The organism is Nakamurella sp. GG22, from assembly GCF_052976845.2.
Genome location: NZ_JBRIIO020000003.1, coordinates 134607 through 152059, shown reverse-complemented (window position 1 = coordinate 152059; position 17453 = coordinate 134607). Strand labels below are relative to the sequence as shown.

The following is a 17453-nucleotide window of genomic DNA, read 5'->3' as shown; positions in this document are numbered from 1 at the left end:
AAAGTCCGACCAGGAGTATCAATGGTGAAGATCGCACTCGACCCGGCCATGTACCACGCCGACCTCTCGGTGGCGGACGAGGTCCGGAAAGCCGCCGACCTCGGGTACGAGTACCTGGAGCTGTCGCCCCGCCCGGACTTCTTCTTCTGGCACCGCTACCCGAAGGCCGATGACGCGGCCATCGCCGAGGTGCGGAAGGCCTGCCAGGAAACAGGTGTCACCCTGCTCAGCCTCGTCCCGGTGTTCAACTGGTCCTCACCCGACGAACAGGAGCGGCAGGCGCAGGTCCGAAACTGGCGTCGGCTGCTGCAGATCGCCGCGGAGCTGGAATGCCCGGTGGTCAACTCGGAGCTGTCCGGTGATCCCAACGATCCGCTGCGGTCCGAGCATGCCTTCTACCGGTCCATGGAAGAACTGACACCGGACTTCGAGAGATACGGTATCGGGCTCAACCTGGAGGCCCACCCGTACGACTTTTCGGAAACGAACGACGACGCAATTCAGATCATTCGGGGTCTGAACAAGACCTGGGTGAACTACGTCTTCTGCGCGCCGCATGCGTTCCACCTGTCCGACGGCGCCGGCGACCTCGATCGGATGATCCGCTACGCAGGGCCGAAGCTTGCTCACCTGCACATCGCCGACTGCTACAACCACCGGGCAAATGTCGGCAACCGGTACATCATCAACCCACCGGGTGTCGACGCACGAATTCACCAGCACAACGAAATCGGCAACGGCGACGTCAACTGGGATGAATTCTTCGGCACGCTCCGCGACGTCCGGTTCGACGGCATCGCAACGGTGTGCGTGTTCGGCTGGGAAGAGAACGCGGACGACATCCACCGCCGCATGCTCGACCGGGTCAAACAGGGCCTCGGGACGTGACCGCGTGAAACTCGACCGCAGCACCGATCTCCCGCTCTACCACCAGTTGGCCCGTCGCATCCAGGGTGCGATCGAAACCGGAGAACTCCCACCGGGAAGCAGCCTGGGTAACGAGATCCTCCTCGCGCAGCGGTTCGGGGTCTCCAGGCCGACCATGCGGCACGCGATCCAAACCCTCGTGGACAACGGACTGCTCGTCCGCAAGCGTGGCGTCGGCACCCAGGTGGTGCACGGACCCATCCACCGCCCCATCCAGCTGACCAGCCTGTACGACGATCTCGAGAAACGAGGCGAGTGCCCCCGGACGACCGTTCTGTCCAATGAATGGGTGCTCGCCCGGCACGACATCGCCGGCACATTGAGCGTCCCTGTCGGGGAACCGGTTCTCCACCTGCGCCGCCTGCGGTTGGCCAAGGGCGAGCCGCTCGCGATCCTGGAGAACTATCTTCCCGGAGACCTGGCAGGAATCGGTGACACCGACTTGAGTGCGCACGGTCTGTACCAGACCATGCGCGACGCAGGAATCCGCATCGCGGTCGCCAAACAACGCATTGCCGCCCGCGCGGGCACGGCCGACGAATGTCGGCTGCTGGAGGAGCCCCCGGACGCCGCACTGTTGACCGCCGACCGGCTGACGCTGGACGACACCGGCCGGCCGGTCGAATGGGGCCGACATGTCTACCGGCCCAGCATGTACTCCTTCACCGTCACCGTGACCCGCTGACAACTCAGCGGTCACGCCGCGGTCCTCCCGAGGAACGAGATTCAACAGATGGCGCGGCTTTTCGGGCGAATCCTCGCGCGGGTACGGGAACGCGGGTCCACCGCGGTATTGCGGGCCTTGCGGCTCACCGGTGCAGCGGTGGCCGCTTACGTCGTCGCAGGTCTGCTCCTGCAGGACACCGTTCCGGTGATCGCCGCCCTGACCGCCCTGCTGGTCGTCGAGGTGACGCTGTTCGACATCGTCACCAGCGGCGTCCAGCGGGTGGTCAGCGTGGTCGTCGGGGTGTTGCTCGCGGTCGGGTTCTCCGCTCTGGTGGGGATCAGTTGGTGGAGCCTCGGATTGCTCGTCGCGATCTCCATCGTGGCCGGCCAGTTACTGCGCCTCGGGCCGCACCTGGTGGAGGTGCCGATCAGCGCGATGCTGGTGCTCGCGGTGGGCGGCGAGGAGACCGTCGCGAGCGACCGGATCATCGAAACCCTCATCGGCGCGGCCGTGGGAATTGTGGTGAACATCGCCTTCCCGCCCCGCATACGGGCCGATACCGCCGCTGAGGCCGTCGCCAAGTTCGGCAGTGAGATCGCCTCGCTCTTGAAAGCTGCCGCAGATGAGATGCTCGGTGGAGTCACGGTTGTCGAGGCAGCGCGATGGTTGGAGGACGCGCGACGGTTGAGCCGGCATGTGCCCAGGATGGACCGGGCATTGGAACAGGCCGAGCAGGGGCGGCGGCTGAACCCACGAGCACTCGCCGTCCGGGACACGACGCGAGTCCTCCGCGGTGGGTTGGAGGCCCTGGAACATTGCTCGGTCGCGGTACGCAGCATGTTCCGGTCAATTGCTGACGGGGTCCGCGACCACAGCCCCGCCGACAACGACAACCACAGCGCCGAAGCCGTCCGGCAGGCCTTCGCGGGGCTGCTGAGCGAGCTGTCGGACGCGGTGACTGCCTACGGCGAACTTGTCCGGGCGGAAGTGGCCGACAAGCCCGAAGAGGCGGAGGCGGCCGCCGGCGCCGCCATCGACGTCCTGCGGGAGGCCCGAGTCCGGGTGATCGAACTCCGCTTGGCCGACCACCCGGAAGACCTGGTCACCTGGGAGCTGAACGAAGCGCTGCTGCAGGCAGTGGACCGGATCCTCGCCGAACTGGACATCGCAGATCAAGCAGGTCGCCGTGGTCGCGCCCCGAAGCTGTCCAGAGCCGATCCCCGCAACGTGATCCGGGCGGCCCACAAGGGATTCCGCTCCGGCACAGAGCAACTCGGGGATCATCGGGCGGGACCGTAGGTCCGGGCCGAGGGTGACCGACGACTCGCTCCTGCGGGGAACGGCTTGACGGTACACAGCGTCGACATAGGTGTGCCGCGTTTGCGGCTCGACGACAACCGAAGGCAACGTGGCTCGATCGGTCTACGTGAGTGGAAGGACCCGATGTGGGACAGCGCTTTTCGAGAACAAACCGGCTGGGCGCCTGGCTGGACCGGGTGGGCAGCACGATGCAGCCGGCCGCCACCCATCGACGCGGACATCCCGTCGGCGTGATGGGACACCTGGTTTTCCTGAACGACGGCCTACCGTCGGTCGTTCCGGCCCGGCAACGCTGACAGCACCCCCGCTTTCAACGGTCGACGGCGACGAGGCGGGTCAGTCCCGTCAAACGACGCCTCGTCGGTGGAGATAGGCAGTTCGTGAGGATTGCAGTCTCAGCTTTCTACGCGATGCTGTTGGGCAAGGACGCGGACATCACGTCAATGGACATCATACTGCGCGTTGCTGTGCGCGAACACCTCGGTTTCCTGCTGCCTGCTGCCTGCGGTCGCCGGGCTGGAGGGCAACGCGCTCGATCGGTCACCTGCAATGCAAGGACCTCATATCACTTCACCGACGACGGTTTGCCGTCTAAGGTGGGCGGGTCGCGCCGATAATCGTGGCGTCATGATGGGCAATTGACAGCCTGAACGCAGAAGTGGTCGGAGTGACCTAGTCAACTGGCGTCAGTGTCAGAGAGCCTCGGCGGCCTCGTGAAGCATGGTGATGACCCTAGGGGACGGATCCAGTAGTTCGAATTCTCCGCCCGCCTTGATGATGCGACTTTGTATATCGAGAATAACGTCCAAGCCTGTCCGGTCGATCGCCGTGGCGCCGTTCAAGTCGAGTATTACTCGAACTGGGTCGGCCTCCGATCCCAATGTGTCAGCAAGCCGGTGTTCTAGGAGTTGTGCAGCGGGCGCAGTGAGAGCGCCACTGAGAAGCGCCAACAGTGTCGACTAACGGTCGCACAGTCGATGCACCGTGACCATCACTGATGGGCCAACCAGTTACCGCGAATTCGTTGCGTAACGGGCGAGACCGGCGACCCTCCGACACGTCCCCGTACGCACCGGGATCCTGTCACAGCTTCACTGCTCCATCCTGAATCATGCTGCATATCCGATGAAATTAGCCATCACCGGTGGTCGAGACTTGGGTGACTTCTCGGGTGCATCGACGCGTGGGAACGGCCCTGCTCGGCGACCAACTGAGTTGCAGGTCGAGCTCTCGTCGTACCTACCTTTACGGCAGGAGGTCACTTCGGATCGGGCACTGGCTGTTGTCCAGCGTCTGAAGAGGCGGTCGATGAGATCTTGGTGGTGCGGTCGCTAGTCGAATTCTCTTTGCTTGGCGCATCCCTGACATAGCGGCACGGCTAACCATCCGACACCGGTGACGTATACCGCGGCAGGTTCGCTCGTCGGATCCGTCGGGGTTTGGCAGTCGTGGCATCTTGGCCTGCGCCAACGGTAGGGTCGCGGTTTCTGTGCAGTGAGCAATCGCATCAGAATTTACCTGCCGTCGAGGGGTTGTCGCTGCAGTGAAGCGGGGCCGCCTTCCAGGCGATCGAGGTTGTCGCGATTGGCGGTGCGGGTAAGGGCTCGGTGTCATGGATGACAGCCTGATCGCCAGTTGGATCTGCACCGTGGAGTGACCACCAGTATGCCGCGCAAACAAAAAGAAGAACGAGAAGGGGACCGACCCAGGACCTGGCGAATACCAGTGCCAGAAATCCGAGGCTGATCGTGGGTAGACCTGCCGATCGCAGCGCTTTCATGTGGCTCTCCAAATACGGGCCGTACCCCAATGAATCTGGGCGGTTGGGCGTCGTGTAGGTGCCGCCATCATGTGTCGTTGTTTGTCATGATGTCCCGGGGTAACTGGGGGGTTTACCATCTGAGGGTTCGCACCCCGAGCAGATCCGCGCGTTCGGCCTCCGAGAGGCCGCCCCATATCCCGTACGGCTCTCGAACCCGTAGGGCGTGGTCGAGGCACTCTGTGATTACCGGGCATTGATTGCAGATGATCTTGGCGGCGGCAATTCGATTGCCTCGGACGTCGATCGGCTCACCGGTGGGGTGGTAAAAAGTTGAGCTGTCCATGCCGCGGCAGGCTGCTTGGTTTTGCCATTCCCAGTGCACGACAAGGGGCTCCGGAAGGCGGTGCGTTTCGGCCACGAAAGATTCCTTTTCGGCTCTTGGCTTTACTGTGGTGCCGCAGTTGACGTACTCAGCTCGGGGTTGTTCGCGACCTGAACGATTCGTGCTCGAGTCGGTGTGCAGCCCTGACGTCAGAGCATGGTGCTGGGTGCCGCCGTTGATCGTGATGGTGGCGACTCGTCTTTGTGGGTCAGTTCTCGAGGTGACCGTTCCCGCGATGGGTGTACGCATGAGGTTCCTTGGCGGGGCTGGAGCGTTGTTAGTGCGATGTGCGCCGCCTGACTGTGTTGTTGCCAGGGCCCCGTGGGCCGTACTGGGGTGCTTCGGGCCACGGGATGTTGAATTGGTGCCCAGACCGGTGCGCGGCGGTTTGCGCGCGCACCGGCCCGGGGTCTTGGGTGCCCTCGAACAGGCAGAGGGCCATCGGCGTGTACCGGGGGCAGCCGGAGTGTCCCTGGGGCTTACTTACCGGAAGAACGGTTCGCGCTGGCCGGTTCTGATCTGGATGGTTTTCACCTCGGTGAATTCGTCGAACCCGACCTGTCCCATTTCGCGTCCGTAGCCGCTGTTCTTGACGCCGCCGCCGGGGAGCTGGGGGGCGCCGTCGATGGTGGTGTTGATCCAGACGGTGCCGCTTTGCAGGGCGCGGCCGACGGTGAGGGCGGTGTCGATGTTCTTCGACCACACCGTGTTGGCCAGGCCGAATTCCACCGAGTTCGCCAGGCGGATCGCGTCGTCCGTCGTGCTGAATCGGGTGACGGTGAGGACAGGCCCGAAGATCTCTTCTTGGAATGCCGGGTTCTGGGGGGTCACGTCGTCGAGAATGGTGGGGGCGACGAAGTACCCGTCCTGAAGACCGGGGGTGTCCAACCGCGTTCCTCCGACCAGGACCTTGGCACCGTTTTCCTTGCCGACCTTGATGTAGTTCAGGACGGTCTCCAGGTGCTCGGCGTGGATGAGGGCGCCGATGTCGGATCCTTCGTCCAGGGGGTTTCCTACGGAGAGCTCGCGGGCACGGTTGACCAGTGCCGTTAGGAAGTCCTCGGCGATGTCCTGATGGATCAGCAGGCGGGCGCCGGATACGCAGCACTCGCCCTGGTTGAAGAACACGCCGAACAGGACACCGTCGATGGCCGCTTCCAGGTCGGCGTCGGGGAAGACGATGGTGGCGGCCTTTCCGCCCAGTTCCATGGACAGGCGTTTCGTGTTGACCCCGGAGGCTTGGATGATGCGCTGGCCGACGGAGGTGCTACCGGTGAAGGAGAGCACGTCAACGTCCTTGGATTCGGCCAGGTGTTGGCCGACGATGGATCCGCGGCCGGTGACGACGTTGAAGACACCGGCGGGTAGGCCTGCTTCGGCGGCGAGACGGGCGATCTCAAGGGTGGTTCCGGAGGTCACTTCAGCGGGTTTTGCGACCGCGGTACACCCGGCGGCGAGGGCGAACGGAAGCTTCTGCATGAGCAGTAGGAGGGGGAAGTTCCAGGGGGTGATCATGCCGACCACGCCGGCCGGTTCACGGGTCACCAGTCCGGTGAATCCGGGGCCGAGGTTGGTGTGGACGTCGCCGTGCATGGTAAGCGCCAGGGCTGCGGCGTATTCGGTCAGGCCGATGCTGCCCTGAACGTCGATCCGGGCCAGCCGCAGTGGTTTGCCGGTTTCCTCGGCCTCGATCCGGGCAAGGTTTTCGGCATCGCGCTGCATCAGCCCGGCGAGTCGGTTGAGTACCCGGGAGCGTTCTTGCCCGGACAGGTGGGGCCACTGGCCGCTGTCGAATGCGGTGCGAGCCGCGTCCACGGCCGCCCGGGCATCTTCCACGGTGCTCGCCGTGTATTGGGCGACCAGCTTGCCGGTGGCAGGGGAGCGGCGGTCGACAGTTGTCGTTCCGGTCGGCTGCTCCGAGCCGTTGATGAACAGTCCATAGCTGCGTATGTCGCTGGCCGTGGCTGTTGTGTCGACGGCGGTGTCAACCTTCACTTGAAACCTCCAGTAAGCGCTTGCTTGACGTCGGGATTGACCTTCGCTACGGTACAACAGCGTCTTTCGAACAGGCAAGATAGATTGATCACACAGTTCAGTAAGCGCTTACTCAGATGAGAGGTTGTTGAATCAGTGTCCGTTTCGGTCACCATCCCGGGTCCCCAGGGCCGGCTGCACGTTCTGCGCGAAGGTCACGGCTACCCGACTACTTCAGCCCGGTCGACCTCACGTGAGGCGTACGCGGCGGCGCATGTGGTGGCGAACCCGCTGACCGCGTCGATGGCCGATTCCGGCGCGGACACCATTGACTGGGACGCGACCCTGCGGATCCGGGAGCGGATCTGGGACCTCGGCCTGGGAGTCGCGGAAGCGATGGACACCGCCCAGCGGGGAATGGGCTTGCCGTGGACCGATGCCCAGCAGTTGATCGACCTGACCTTGACCGCGGGCCGCTCGCGTGACGGGGCCTCGGTGGTTGGGGTCAGCACCGATCAACTTCCTGATAACCGGCCGGCGTCGCTGGGGGAGATCGCGGACGCCTACATCGAGCAGGTCGAGTTCGTCGAACAGCGTGGCGGCACGGCGGTGCTGATGGCCAGCCGCTGGCTGGCGGCCACCGCCCGCACTGCCGATGACTACCTGGGGGTGTATCGGGAGGTGTTGGCCGCCGCTCGGGGACCGGTGCTGCTGCACTGGCTGGGGGTTGCTTTCGACGCGCGCTTGGCCGGCTATTGGGGTAGCACCGACCTGGACGAGGCCACTCGGACTGTCCTTGAGCTCATCAAGTCCGATCAGGCCAAGATCGGGGGCATCAAGATCTCCCTCCTTGACGCCGCGCGTGAGGTGGACCTGCGCCGGCAACTGCCCGCCGGGGTGAAGCTGTTCACCGGCGATGATTTCAACTACGTGGACCTGATCGCGGGTGATGGAGTTGGCCACAGCCATGCCCTGCTGGGTGCGTTCGCCACCATCACCCCGATCGCGGCTGCTGCGCTGGCGCGGTTGGACGCCGATGACCCGGATGGTTACCGCCGGATACTTGAGCCGACGCTTCCGCTGTCTCGCTTGGTGTTCGCCGCTCCGACCCAGTACTACAAAACCGGTGTTGCATGGTTGTCGTACCTGAACGGGGACCAGCAGTCGTTCCGGATGATCGGCGGCCTGGATTCCGGGCGCAGCATCCAGCACCTGCTCGACCTGTTCCTGGCTGCCGACGACATCGGCCTGTTCCGGGATCCGGCGCTCACGGCGCACCGGTTGACCACTCACCTTGCTGCGTACGGGCTGGCCTGATCGTCATGGACCGCTCACAGTTGAGCCTGAACACCATCACGGTGCGATCGCTGCCGATCGACCGGGTGATCACCGTGGCCCAGGAGCATGGCCTTGGTGGGGTGGCACCCTGGCGTCACCAGCTCGAGGACGGCGGCGCCGAGCGCGTCGCCAAGCTGGTCCGCGACGCCGGCCTGCGGGTGTCGTCGCTGTGCCGTGGCGGGATGTTCACCGCACCGGACGCGGCCGGGCGAGCCAAAGCGATCGAGGACAACCGCCGTGCCATCAACGAGGCTGCCACTTTGGGCGCCGAGTGTCTGGTGCTGGTGTGCGGACCGGTGGTCGACAAGGACGTTCAGGGATCGTGGGGGATGGTCGCCGACGGCATCGCAGCGGTGATTGGGGACGCCGTGGATGCTGGTGTCGAGCTAGCGATCGAACCGTTGCATCCGATGATGGCCGCCGACCGATCCGTGGTGTGCCGGCTCGCGGAGGCACTTGATCTCGCCGATGCCGGCGGCCCGGGTATCGGGGTGGTGGTCGACGCGTATCACGTGTGGTGGGACATCACCTTGTCGGAGTCGATCCGTCGCGCCGGGAGCCGGATCACCGGAGTTCACGTGTCCGACTGGGTGTCTCCGCTGACCGGCGGCCTGCTGTCCGGCAGGGGAATGATCGGTGACGGCGTTATCGACCTCACCGCGATGGTTACCCACTGCCAATCAGCCGGCTATTCCGGACTGGTCGAGGTGGAAATCCTGAGCGACCAGTGGTGGGCCGCGGACCCGGATGTGACCGTCGCTACGCTGATCGAGAGGTTCGAGAGATGTATTTGAGCAAGAGTGGGACCGCGAGCGGCGAGCCCGCTGGGCGGGCAACGGGGACACCGTTACGCCAGCGCGTTTCGTCCCCCATTACCCTTTCGGGGGTGGGAGACAACACTGTTTCGGGATATGATCGCGCCATCACCATCAGCGAGGTCGCCGAACTGGCCGGGGTCTCGACAGCGACGGTTTCCCGGGTCCTCAGCGGGTCAGCCGCGGTGAATCAGGAGATGGCGGCCCGCGTCCGTAAAGCGGCCGATGAGCTCGGCTATCGGCCGAATGCCGCGGCGCGCGGGTTGGCGACCGGTTCGCACCAGACGATGGCCGTTTTGGTGCCGGATCTGGGTAACCAGTACTTCTACGAAATCATCAAGGAGATCAACGTTCTGGCCGGCCGGGACGGTCAGCGGCTGGTGGTCGCCGATTCGCAAGGTGATCCGGACGCCGAGATGGACCTTGTGAATGCGCTGGCCGCACAAACTGATGGGATTATTCTGCTGTCCTCTCGGCTGAGTGCGGCGAATCTCAAAATACTCGCGAACCGCAAAACCCCCATCGTCCTGATGAACCGCATCGAATTCGGTGTCGATCTCCCGGTTGTCGCGGCCGACAATTTCCCGGCCATGCTGGAGCTGTGTGCCCACCTGGTGGCGCTGGGGCACCGACGCGCAGCCTATCTCGCCGGATCGCCCTTGACCTGGCAGAACCGCGAGCGGTGGCGCGCGGTCCAGCAGGCATCGGTCATCGGCCTGCAGGCCACCTCGGTCCAGGCCGACGCCACCATCGAAGCCGGGTACGCCGCCTGCGACGAAGCTCTGGCGACTGGGGCGACCGCCTTGATCTGCTTCAACGACCTCGCAGCAGTCGGCGCCATGACCCGGCTACAGGAACTGGAACTTTCGGTGCCCGAGGACATCTCGCTCACCGGCTTCGACGACACGGACCTGTCCCGGTACATCCGGCCCGCACTGACCACCGTTCGCAGCCCGAAAAGCGAACTGGGCGAACATGCCTGGAACCTACTCGTGGGAACCTCCGGGATTCGCCCCACCGAACCACTGATGATCGAGGCCAGCTTCGTGGCCCGAGATTCGACCGGTAAGGCGCCGACGCCCGGCGCTTGGTCGAGCACTCGGCACACGGCAGCAACCGATTCGCACCATGATGGCGTCGACGCCCGACGCCTGGAATCGGCACCAAAACCGCACTAACCGCGGTGGCATTCCCGTAGTCGGAATTAAGAACTTCAGATGTGCCGGTCTTAAAGGCACCGAAATCAGAAATTCCGTGTGCACCACCGGTGTGCCCACGACCGAAGCCCAGTTGCTTGCGGGCGTGCGGACTCAACCCTATTGAAGGGCAAAAAGAAATGACTTTCGAGCAGAAAGTGTGTGTGGTGACCGGGGGGACCTCCGGCATCGGGCTGGCGGCGGTGAGCCGCTTCGCCCGACAGAAGGCCACGGTCATCGTGCTGTCCAACAACGCCGAGCAATCTGTCGACCTGGAACGGCAGGCGTCCGACCAAGGATGGACCGTCGCCACAGTCGTCGGTGATGTCGCCGATGCCGGCGCGTGGAAGCAGGTCCTGGTGACCGCCGCCGATCACGGGCCGATCGACGTGCTGGTCAACAACGCCGGCTACGGAAAGCAGGGCACTGTCCTGGATCTCACCCAGCAAGACTGGGAAGATCAGTTTCGCACCAACGTGACCGGGGTGTTCCTCGGGTGCCAGGCGGTGCTGCCGCAGATGATCGCCTGCAAGTCCGGTGCGATCGTCAATGTCGCCTCGGTGGCCGGTGCGATCGGGATGGCCCGCCGCGCGGCGTACTGCGCCTCAAAGGCCGCCATCGTTGGACTGACCAGGGCCATGGCGGTCGACCATTCCCGCGACGGTGTCCGGGTGAACGCGGTCGCACCGGGGACAACTGACTCGCCCTACTTCCAGGCCATCGCCGCGGATGTGGCGGACCCGGCCGAGTACCTGAAGTATTTGAACGACCGGCAGATCCTGGGCCGGATGGGGACTGCGGATGAGATCGCCGCGGCAATCGAGTTTCTCGCCTCCGACGAGGCCAGCTTCGCCGTCGGATCCGTCCTGACCGTCGACGGCGGAATGAGCGTCTGGTGACCGGCGCATCCGGGGCGACGCGGTTCGTCGACGCGGAGGAGGCTGCCAGAAGCATCAGCGACGGGGCGGTGATCGCACTGACCGGGTCGGGCGGCGGAATTCTGGAAGCGGACCACATCTTCGCGGCCGTGGAACGCCGGTTCCTGGCCGAGGGACATCCGCGTGACCTGACCATCATTCACGGCCTGGGCATCGGAGACGGGCCAACTACCGGGTTGAGCCGGTTCGCGCACGAGGGCATGGTGAAACGGGTGATCGGCGGCCATTGGAGCTGGTCACAGCCCATGCAGAAGCTGGCATCGGCCAACCTGATCGAGGCGTATTCCTTCCCTGCCGGGGCCATCGCTGCCCTGCTGCGGGAAAGCGGCGTAGGTCGTCCGGGGCTGATCACCAAGGTCGGGTTGCACACCTTCGTCGACCCCAGGGTGTCCGGCGGGAAGATCAACGCCGCGGCGTCCAAGGACCTGGTGACGCTCATCGAGATCGACGGGCAGGAGTACCTGCACTACCGACCGGTCCCGGTGGATGTCGGCATCATCCGCGGCTGGTCGGCCGACCGTACCGGCAACATCAGCGCCGACCAGGAGGCCTCCAGCCTGGACGCGCAGGCCGTGGCGATCGCTACCCGGGGATCGGGCGGCATTGTCTTGGCCCAGGTGAAGCAGGTCGTGGCGGACGGGTCGTTGGACCCGCGGATGATGTTGGTGCCGTCACCGCTGGTCGATGTGGTTGTCGCGTACGCCGGGCAACGCCAGTCCGGGGCAGCCGAGTTCGAGCCGGCGTTCTACTCACCCGGCCATTTCGAGAGCAGTTTCCACCCGGCGATCAATCCCATCACAGGGGCACGCGGGATCATCGCTCGCCGCGCGGCGATGGAGGTGCCGGCTGGCACGGTGCTCAACGTCGGTTACGGGATGAGTGCGGGCGCCGTCGATGTGCTGATCGAACAGGGTCGGCTGCAGGACGTCACGTTGTGCATCGAGCAGGGCCCGGTTGGGGGGTTCCCGGAAACCGGTGCGCTCTTCGGCCTCAGCCGGTACCCGCAGGCCTTGTTTTCTTCGTCGCTGCAGTTCGAGTTTTTCGCCTCCGGAATGATCGACGTGGCGATCTTGGGCATGGGTGAGGCGGACGCCGACGGCAACGTCAACGTCAGCAAGCTGGGCAGCACGACGGTCGGCCCCGGTGGGTTCATCGACATCGTCAACGGCGCGAAACGAGTCGTGTTCTGCGGCACCTTCACCGGTAAGGGCCTGCAGCTGGAGGTTGGTGAGGGCACCGTACGCATCGTGCAGGAAGGCACTTTGCACAAGTTCGTCAACGCGGTGGGTCACGTGACCTTCGCCGCGGCCAACGCCCGCCGGACGGGCAAACCCGCTCTCTACATCACCGAGCGAGCGGTGTTCGAGCTCGACGATCGCGGTATCACTCTCATCGAGGTAGCACCAGGAATCGATATTGAACGGGACATTCTGGCGCACATGGACTTTCGGCCCACGATTGGGAATGTCCGGACGATGCCCATCGAGGTGTTCCGGCCGATCGGCGAGCCGGCCACCGTAGGGGCGCCAGCATGACCGGACTACAGCTGAGCCCGCCCGGCGCCGGTCTGGCACCGACGGTCACCTTGAGAGGTGGTGCGGTTATGCCGGCGGTGGGGTTGGGGCTGTACCTCATTGACGCACCGCAGATGCCCGCGGTGGTGCATGCCGCCGTCGAGTCCGGGTACCGGCTGTTCGACACCGCCTCCCTGTACGCCAACGAGGAGGCGCTCGGGCGGGCGGTGGCGACCTGCGGTGTGCCCCGGTCCGATCTGTTCCTGACCAGCAAGCTGTGGAACAGCGACCAGGGCCGGACCGCCGCCCGTCAAGCCCTGTCACTCACCCTGGACCGATTGGGCACCGACTACCTGGATTTGTACCTGATCCATTGGCCCGCAGCGGATCTGGGCCTGTTTCTGCCGACCTGGGAGACGCTGCTGGAGTTGCAGCAACAAGGGGCGGTCGGGGCCGTCGGGGTGGCCAATTTCGACGCCGACCACATCGAGACACTGCTGAAGGCCACCGGAGTCGCCCCGGCGGTCAACCAGATCGAGCTGCACCCGCATTTGGCGCAGCCTGGCCTGGTCCCGTTCAACACCGCGGCCGGCATCATCACCCAGGCCTGGAGCCCACTGGCAAGGGGCGGCGCGGTTCTCACCGACCCGGTCATCACCCGGATCGCGGCCGAACACGACCGCACACCGGGTCAGGTGATTCTGCGGTGGCACCTGCAGCGTGGCGTCACGGTGGTCCCCAAAACAACGTCACCGCAACGGATGAGGGAAAACCTCGACCTGTTCTCCTTCGCACTGACCGAGGGTCAGTTGCAGGAGATCACCGACCTGGACATCCAGGCCCGCAGCGGTCCGGATCCGCGGACGTTCGCCGCGACAGAACACCCATCAACTTCATGAACGAGGGCCGCCGGCCGTCGTCACCACCCAACAGGAAAGGTCTCACAATGAAGTGCACTGCCTCCCCGCGGTTCGGTTCCGGCCGCAAGATGGTGACCGGCATCGCCGCCACCGCACTCGTCCTCGCCTCCCTGACCGCGTGCGCCGACAGTGGATCCTCGTCGTCCGGTGGCGGTTCTGAGGAGAAGGGCACCTGCAAGCCCGAGGACGTCACCCTGGTGCAGTCAGGCCGGGGATTGGAGAACGAGTACTACGTCAGCGTCGACGCCGGCGCCAAGGCATTCGCCGCCGAGAAGGGGCTCACCGACAAGTACCAGTGGATCGCCAGTGACGGCGACTCGAGCAAGCAGCTGAGCCAGATCAAATCGATTCTGGCCAACGGCGGCGAGTGCGTGGTGCTCAACGTCGACGCCAACGAGGCATCCATCGTGCCCTCGATCGTCAAGGAGGTCGACAACGCCGGGGCCTGGCTGGTCACCCAGTGGAACACCCCGGAAGGACTGATGCCCACCGCGGACGACCCGCACTGGGTGGCCCACATGTCCGTCGACGGGGTCCCACAGGGCTACGACACCGCCAAGGCGCTGTTCGAGGCAATGGGCGGCACCGGATCGATCGTTGCACTGCAGGGCATCCTGGACAACGCCCCGGCCCAGGAGCGGTTCGAGGGCCTGCAGAAGGCACTGGCGGAGTACCCGAACATCAAGCTGCTGGAGGATCAGACCGCCGGGTGGGACCGCACCAAGGGCCAGGATGTCACCCAGTCGCTGCTGACCAAGTACGGCGACCAGATCACTGGGATCTGGGCGGCCAGTGACTCCATGGGGCTGGGCGCCCTGGCTGCGGTCAAGGGAGCCGGCAAGACCGGCAAGATCAAGGTCAGCGGCATCGACGGGCTCAAGGAGGCACTGGACGCGGTCGCCGATCCGGACAGCGGGTATGTGGCCACCACCCAGTCCACCGCGGTCCAGCAGGGCGCGTACGGGTTGAACATCGGGTTCGCCGCGGCCACCGGCCAGATCGACCCCGCGACCGAGCCCGCGAACCACCGCGCCTTCTACCTCAAGCCGCTTCCCGCCGTCACCGCCGACACAGTGGCCTCGGCCGGGGACCCCGCCGACACCTCGAAGCTGGACTTCAAGGACGTCTTCGGCGCAGCCGGAGAGCAGATCCAGCTGTGAGCCCGACAGCTTCGGCGACGAAACCGTCGCAGCAGCAGGCCAAAACGGGCCGGCTGCGGGAGGTTCTGCATTCGGAGCGGGTCCCGGTTCCCGCGCTGGCCGTGCTGGTGCTGATCGCACTGGTGATGCTGGCGGTGAATCCCAGTTTCCTCTCGCTCGGCAACCTTTCGACCCTGGCGATCCAAAGCGCGGTGCCGGCCGTGCTCGCCGTCGGTCTGACCTTCGTGGTGCTGATGGGCGGCATCGACCTGTCCCTGGAGGGCGTCCTGGGCGCCTCCGGCATGGTCACGGCGGTGCTGATTCTCAACGATCGCACCGACAGTGAACTGGGCCTGTGGGCCGTGGTCGCGGCGATGGCGATGGGCGCCGCCCTTGGCACGCTGTCCGGCTTGTCGGTGGCGTTCTTGCGCGTGCCCTCGTTCATCGTGACCATCGGCACCTGGCAGATCGGGCTGGGCATCGCCCAGCTCTTGTTTGCCGGGAAACCTCCCCGCATCCAGGACGCCGGTTTCCTCAGTTTCGCAGTGGACCGGTTCCTCGGGCTGCCGGTGCTGGTGTGGACGGCGATTGTCGTTGTGCTGATCGGGATGTGGCTTCAGCGTTACTCCCGGTTCGGCCGGTACGCGATGGTGGTCGGCGGCGGTGAGGACATCGCCCGCTTGTCGGGCGTCCCGGTGCGCCGGATCCGGGTCTACGGGTTCATCCTGTCCGGACTGTGCGCCGGCCTGGCCGGTGCCATGGCCACCGCCCGCACCGGCGTCGGTGACGTCGGAATCGGCACCGGTCAACTGTTCATCACCATCGCGGGTGTCGTCATCGGCGGCACCGTCCTCACCGGCGGACGGGGCGGTGTGCTGCACTCGGTCGTCGGCGTCATTGTGATGGCCGCCCTGGCCAACGGGATGGTCCTGGCCGGGGTCAGCTCGTTCATTCAGCAGGCCGTTCTCGGCGCCATTGTTGTCATCGCCGCCGTCGTCACCATGTGGCGGCTGCGTGCACGTCTGCGGGTGGTGAAATGAGTACTCCCAATATCGTCTACGGGGTCAGCAACGTCAGCAAGAGTTTCCCCGGAGTCAAGGCATTGAAGGATGTCTCGATCGAAATTCATCCCCGTGAGGTGGTGGGTCTGATCGGGGAGAACGGCGCCGGAAAATCGACGCTGCTGAAAATCCTGTCCGGCGTGCAACGCCCGGACACCGGCAGTGTGATTTTGCGTGATCAACCGGTGTCTTTCGGTGGTGTCGGCGACGCCGTCCGTGAGGGCGTGGCGATGGTGTACCAGGAGCAGTCCCTGCTGCCCAACGTCACCGTCGGCGAGAACGTCCTGCTGGGCAATGAGGGCGCCACCGTCCGCGGCGGCGTGTACCGGTGGTCGGAGTTGCGCAAACGGGCCCAGAGGTACCTGGACCAGGTCGGGACCGGGCTGGACGCTGCCGTGACCACCGAGTCGTTGCCCTTCGCGCAGCGGCAGATGGTCGAGGTGGCCAAGGCCCTGGCCACCGGCGAACGGACTCATCACGAACCTGTCATCCTGCTCGACGAACCGACCTCGGTGCTCGAGCATGCCGAGATCGAGAAGCTGTTCCAGATCGTCCGGGAACTGCGGGAACGGGCCAGCATCGTGTTCGTCTCGCACCGGATGAACGAGGTGCTCGCCGTCTGCGACCGGGTTTACATCATGCGCGACGGTGAAGTGGTCGCCGTCCGGGACCCGAAGACCGTCGCCGAACACGAGCTGTACGAGTTGATGGTGGGTGAGGAACGGCACGAAGGCTTCTATCACGAGGAAGGTCAGGTCGAAGCCGAAAGCGCGCCCCGGCTGGAGATCTCGCATCTGTCGGGGGATCACTTTCACGAGGTGTCGCTGACCGTTGCCCGCGGTGAGGTGGTCGCCCTGATGGGGGTGCAGGAAAGCGGTCGCGAGTACATCGGTCGCGCCCTGTTCGGTGCCGTACCGGTTCGGTCGGGCACCGTGACCCTGGACGGGGAGCCGTTGAATTTTCGCACCCCGACCCAGGCGGTGCGGGACGGCATTGGTTACATCCCGTCCGAACGCAAGATCGACGGCGCCGTCCTGGGCATGAGCGTGAACGACAACCTGACCCTTGCGCACCCGGATCAGGTGTCCCGGGGGCCGTTCATCGACCCGGCCAAGGAACGCAAAACGGTCCGCGAGTGGTTGGACCGGCTGCGGGTCAAGACGCCATCGTCGGGGACGTTGATGCGCACCCTGTCGGGTGGCAATCAGCAGAAAATTGTCCTCGCCAAGTGGCTGCTGGACCCCGATCTGCGGTTGCTGATCCTGGACACCCCGACCCGTGGCCTGGACATCGGCGCCAAGGCGGACGTGTACAAGCTGATCCGGGAGCTGGCGGCCAAGGGCCTGTCGGTGCTGCTGATCGCGGACACCCTCGACGAGGGCATCTCGATGAGTCACCGGGTCATCACGATGAAAGACGGCCGGATCACGGGTGAATTTGCCTCGACGCCGACCGATCGACCGGACAAAACCGATGTACTGGCAAGGATGGTGTGATCGA

General features: G+C 65.0%; 15 protein-coding genes. 12 read left to right on the top strand and 3 right to left on the bottom strand.

The window, feature by feature from the left end:
• Window positions 1-21 precede the first annotated feature (21 nt).
• Genes ACVBEQ_RS04945 through ACVBEQ_RS04935 form a run of 3 tightly spaced genes read left to right on the top strand, consistent with a single transcriptional unit; the run spans window position 22 to window position 2893 of the window.
• Window positions 22-888: a sugar phosphate isomerase/epimerase family protein gene (locus ACVBEQ_RS04945; RefSeq protein WP_447152316.1), complete on the top strand. Its 867-nt coding sequence runs from the start codon at window positions 22-24 to the stop codon at window positions 886-888.
• Between the two features lie 4 nt (window positions 889-892).
• Window positions 893-1612: a GntR family transcriptional regulator gene (locus ACVBEQ_RS04940; RefSeq protein ID WP_447152315.1), complete on the top strand. Its 720-nt coding sequence runs from the start codon at window positions 893-895 to the stop codon at window positions 1610-1612.
• Window positions 1613-1660: 48 nt separating this feature from the next.
• Window positions 1661-2893 carry an FUSC family protein gene (locus ACVBEQ_RS04935; RefSeq protein ID WP_447152314.1) on the top strand — a complete coding sequence of 411 codons (1233 nt, stop codon included), beginning with the start codon at window positions 1661-1663 and terminating at the stop codon, window positions 2891-2893.
• A 713-nt stretch (window positions 2894-3606) separates the two neighbouring features.
• Here the strand turns inward: ACVBEQ_RS04935 and ACVBEQ_RS04930 are convergent.
• The 3 genes from ACVBEQ_RS04930 to ACVBEQ_RS04920 all read right to left on the bottom strand — a co-directional run bounded on the left by ACVBEQ_RS04930 (window position 3607) and on the right by ACVBEQ_RS04920 (window position 7053).
• Window positions 3607-3864 carry an STAS domain-containing protein gene (locus ACVBEQ_RS04930; protein WP_447152313.1) on the bottom strand — a complete coding sequence of 86 codons (258 nt, stop codon included), beginning with the start codon at window positions 3862-3864 and terminating at the stop codon, window positions 3607-3609.
• Between the two features lie 942 nt (window positions 3865-4806).
• Window positions 4807-5307 (bottom strand): WhiB family transcriptional regulator, encoded by a 501-nt coding sequence (locus ACVBEQ_RS04925; protein WP_447152312.1) that lies wholly within the window; start codon window positions 5305-5307, stop codon window positions 4807-4809.
• Window positions 5308-5541: 234 nt separating this feature from the next.
• Window positions 5542-7053, bottom strand: coding sequence for an aldehyde dehydrogenase family protein (locus ACVBEQ_RS04920; protein ID WP_447152311.1), 1512 nt, complete (start codon window positions 7051-7053; stop codon window positions 5542-5544).
• A gap of 135 nt (window positions 7054-7188) precedes the next feature.
• On the opposite strand from ACVBEQ_RS04920, the gene ACVBEQ_RS04915 reads away from it, so the two are divergent.
• The 9 genes from ACVBEQ_RS04915 (at window position 7189) to ACVBEQ_RS04875 (ending at window position 17449) form a co-directional block, all read left to right on the top strand.
• Window positions 7189-8349, top strand: coding sequence for a DUF993 family protein (locus tag ACVBEQ_RS04915; protein ID WP_447152310.1), 1161 nt, complete (start codon window positions 7189-7191; stop codon window positions 8347-8349).
• Window positions 8350-8354: 5 nt separating this feature from the next.
• Complete coding sequence (locus ACVBEQ_RS04910) at window positions 8355-9164, top strand: sugar phosphate isomerase/epimerase family protein (protein ID WP_447152309.1); 810 nt, start codon at window positions 8355-8357, stop codon at window positions 9162-9164.
• On the top strand, window positions 9155-10363 hold the full coding sequence (locus ACVBEQ_RS04905; RefSeq protein ID WP_447152308.1) for a LacI family DNA-binding transcriptional regulator: 1209 nt from the start codon (window positions 9155-9157) through the stop codon (window positions 10361-10363). The genes ACVBEQ_RS04910 and ACVBEQ_RS04905 overlap by 10 nt, the downstream gene beginning before the upstream one ends.
• A gap of 185 nt (window positions 10364-10548) precedes the next feature.
• Entirely contained in the window at window positions 10549-11280 is a 732-nt protein-coding gene (locus ACVBEQ_RS04900) for an SDR family NAD(P)-dependent oxidoreductase (RefSeq protein ID WP_447152307.1), read from the top strand.
• The gene (locus ACVBEQ_RS04895; protein WP_447152306.1) at window positions 11277-12854 is read left to right on the top strand and encodes an acyl CoA:acetate/3-ketoacid CoA transferase; all 1578 of its coding nucleotides are present in this window, start codon (window positions 11277-11279) and stop codon (window positions 12852-12854) included. The genes ACVBEQ_RS04900 and ACVBEQ_RS04895 overlap by 4 nt, the downstream gene beginning before the upstream one ends.
• On the top strand, window positions 12851-13732 hold the full coding sequence (locus tag ACVBEQ_RS04890; protein ID WP_447152305.1) for an aldo/keto reductase: 882 nt from the start codon (window positions 12851-12853) through the stop codon (window positions 13730-13732). The genes ACVBEQ_RS04895 and ACVBEQ_RS04890 overlap by 4 nt, the downstream gene beginning before the upstream one ends.
• A gap of 47 nt (window positions 13733-13779) precedes the next feature.
• Window positions 13780-14913 (top strand): sugar ABC transporter substrate-binding protein, encoded by a 1134-nt coding sequence (locus tag ACVBEQ_RS04885; RefSeq protein WP_447152304.1) that lies wholly within the window; start codon window positions 13780-13782, stop codon window positions 14911-14913.
• On the top strand, window positions 14910-15932 hold the full coding sequence (locus tag ACVBEQ_RS04880; RefSeq protein WP_447152303.1) for an ABC transporter permease: 1023 nt from the start codon (window positions 14910-14912) through the stop codon (window positions 15930-15932). Before ACVBEQ_RS04885 ends, ACVBEQ_RS04880 begins: the two co-directional genes overlap by 4 nt.
• The gene (locus tag ACVBEQ_RS04875) at window positions 15929-17449 is read left to right on the top strand and encodes a sugar ABC transporter ATP-binding protein (protein WP_447152302.1); all 1521 of its coding nucleotides are present in this window, start codon (window positions 15929-15931) and stop codon (window positions 17447-17449) included. Before ACVBEQ_RS04880 ends, ACVBEQ_RS04875 begins: the two co-directional genes overlap by 4 nt.
• Window positions 17450-17453 lie beyond the last annotated feature (4 nt).

What these genes read in the sequence shown, in the direction of transcription:
- ACVBEQ_RS04945 (WP_447152316.1), top strand. Translation starts at nt 22, where the DNA reads ATGGTGAAGATCGCACTCGACCCGGCCATGTACCACGCCGACCTCTCG.
- ACVBEQ_RS04935 (WP_447152314.1), top strand. Translation starts at nt 1,661, where the DNA reads ATGGCGCGGCTTTTCGGGCGAATCCTCGCGCGGGTACGGGAACGCGGG.
- ACVBEQ_RS04925 (WP_447152312.1), bottom strand. Translation starts at nt 5,307, where the DNA reads ATGCGTACACCCATCGCGGGAACGGTCACCTCGAGAACTGACCCACAA.
- ACVBEQ_RS04910 (WP_447152309.1), top strand. Translation starts at nt 8,355, where the DNA reads ATGGACCGCTCACAGTTGAGCCTGAACACCATCACGGTGCGATCGCTG.
- ACVBEQ_RS04905 (WP_447152308.1), top strand. Translation starts at nt 9,155, where the DNA reads ATGTATTTGAGCAAGAGTGGGACCGCGAGCGGCGAGCCCGCTGGGCGG.
- ACVBEQ_RS04890 (WP_447152305.1), top strand. Translation starts at nt 12,851, where the DNA reads ATGACCGGACTACAGCTGAGCCCGCCCGGCGCCGGTCTGGCACCGACG.
- ACVBEQ_RS04885 (WP_447152304.1), top strand. Translation starts at nt 13,780, where the DNA reads ATGAAGTGCACTGCCTCCCCGCGGTTCGGTTCCGGCCGCAAGATGGTG.
- ACVBEQ_RS04875 (WP_447152302.1), top strand. Translation starts at nt 15,929, where the DNA reads ATGAGTACTCCCAATATCGTCTACGGGGTCAGCAACGTCAGCAAGAGT.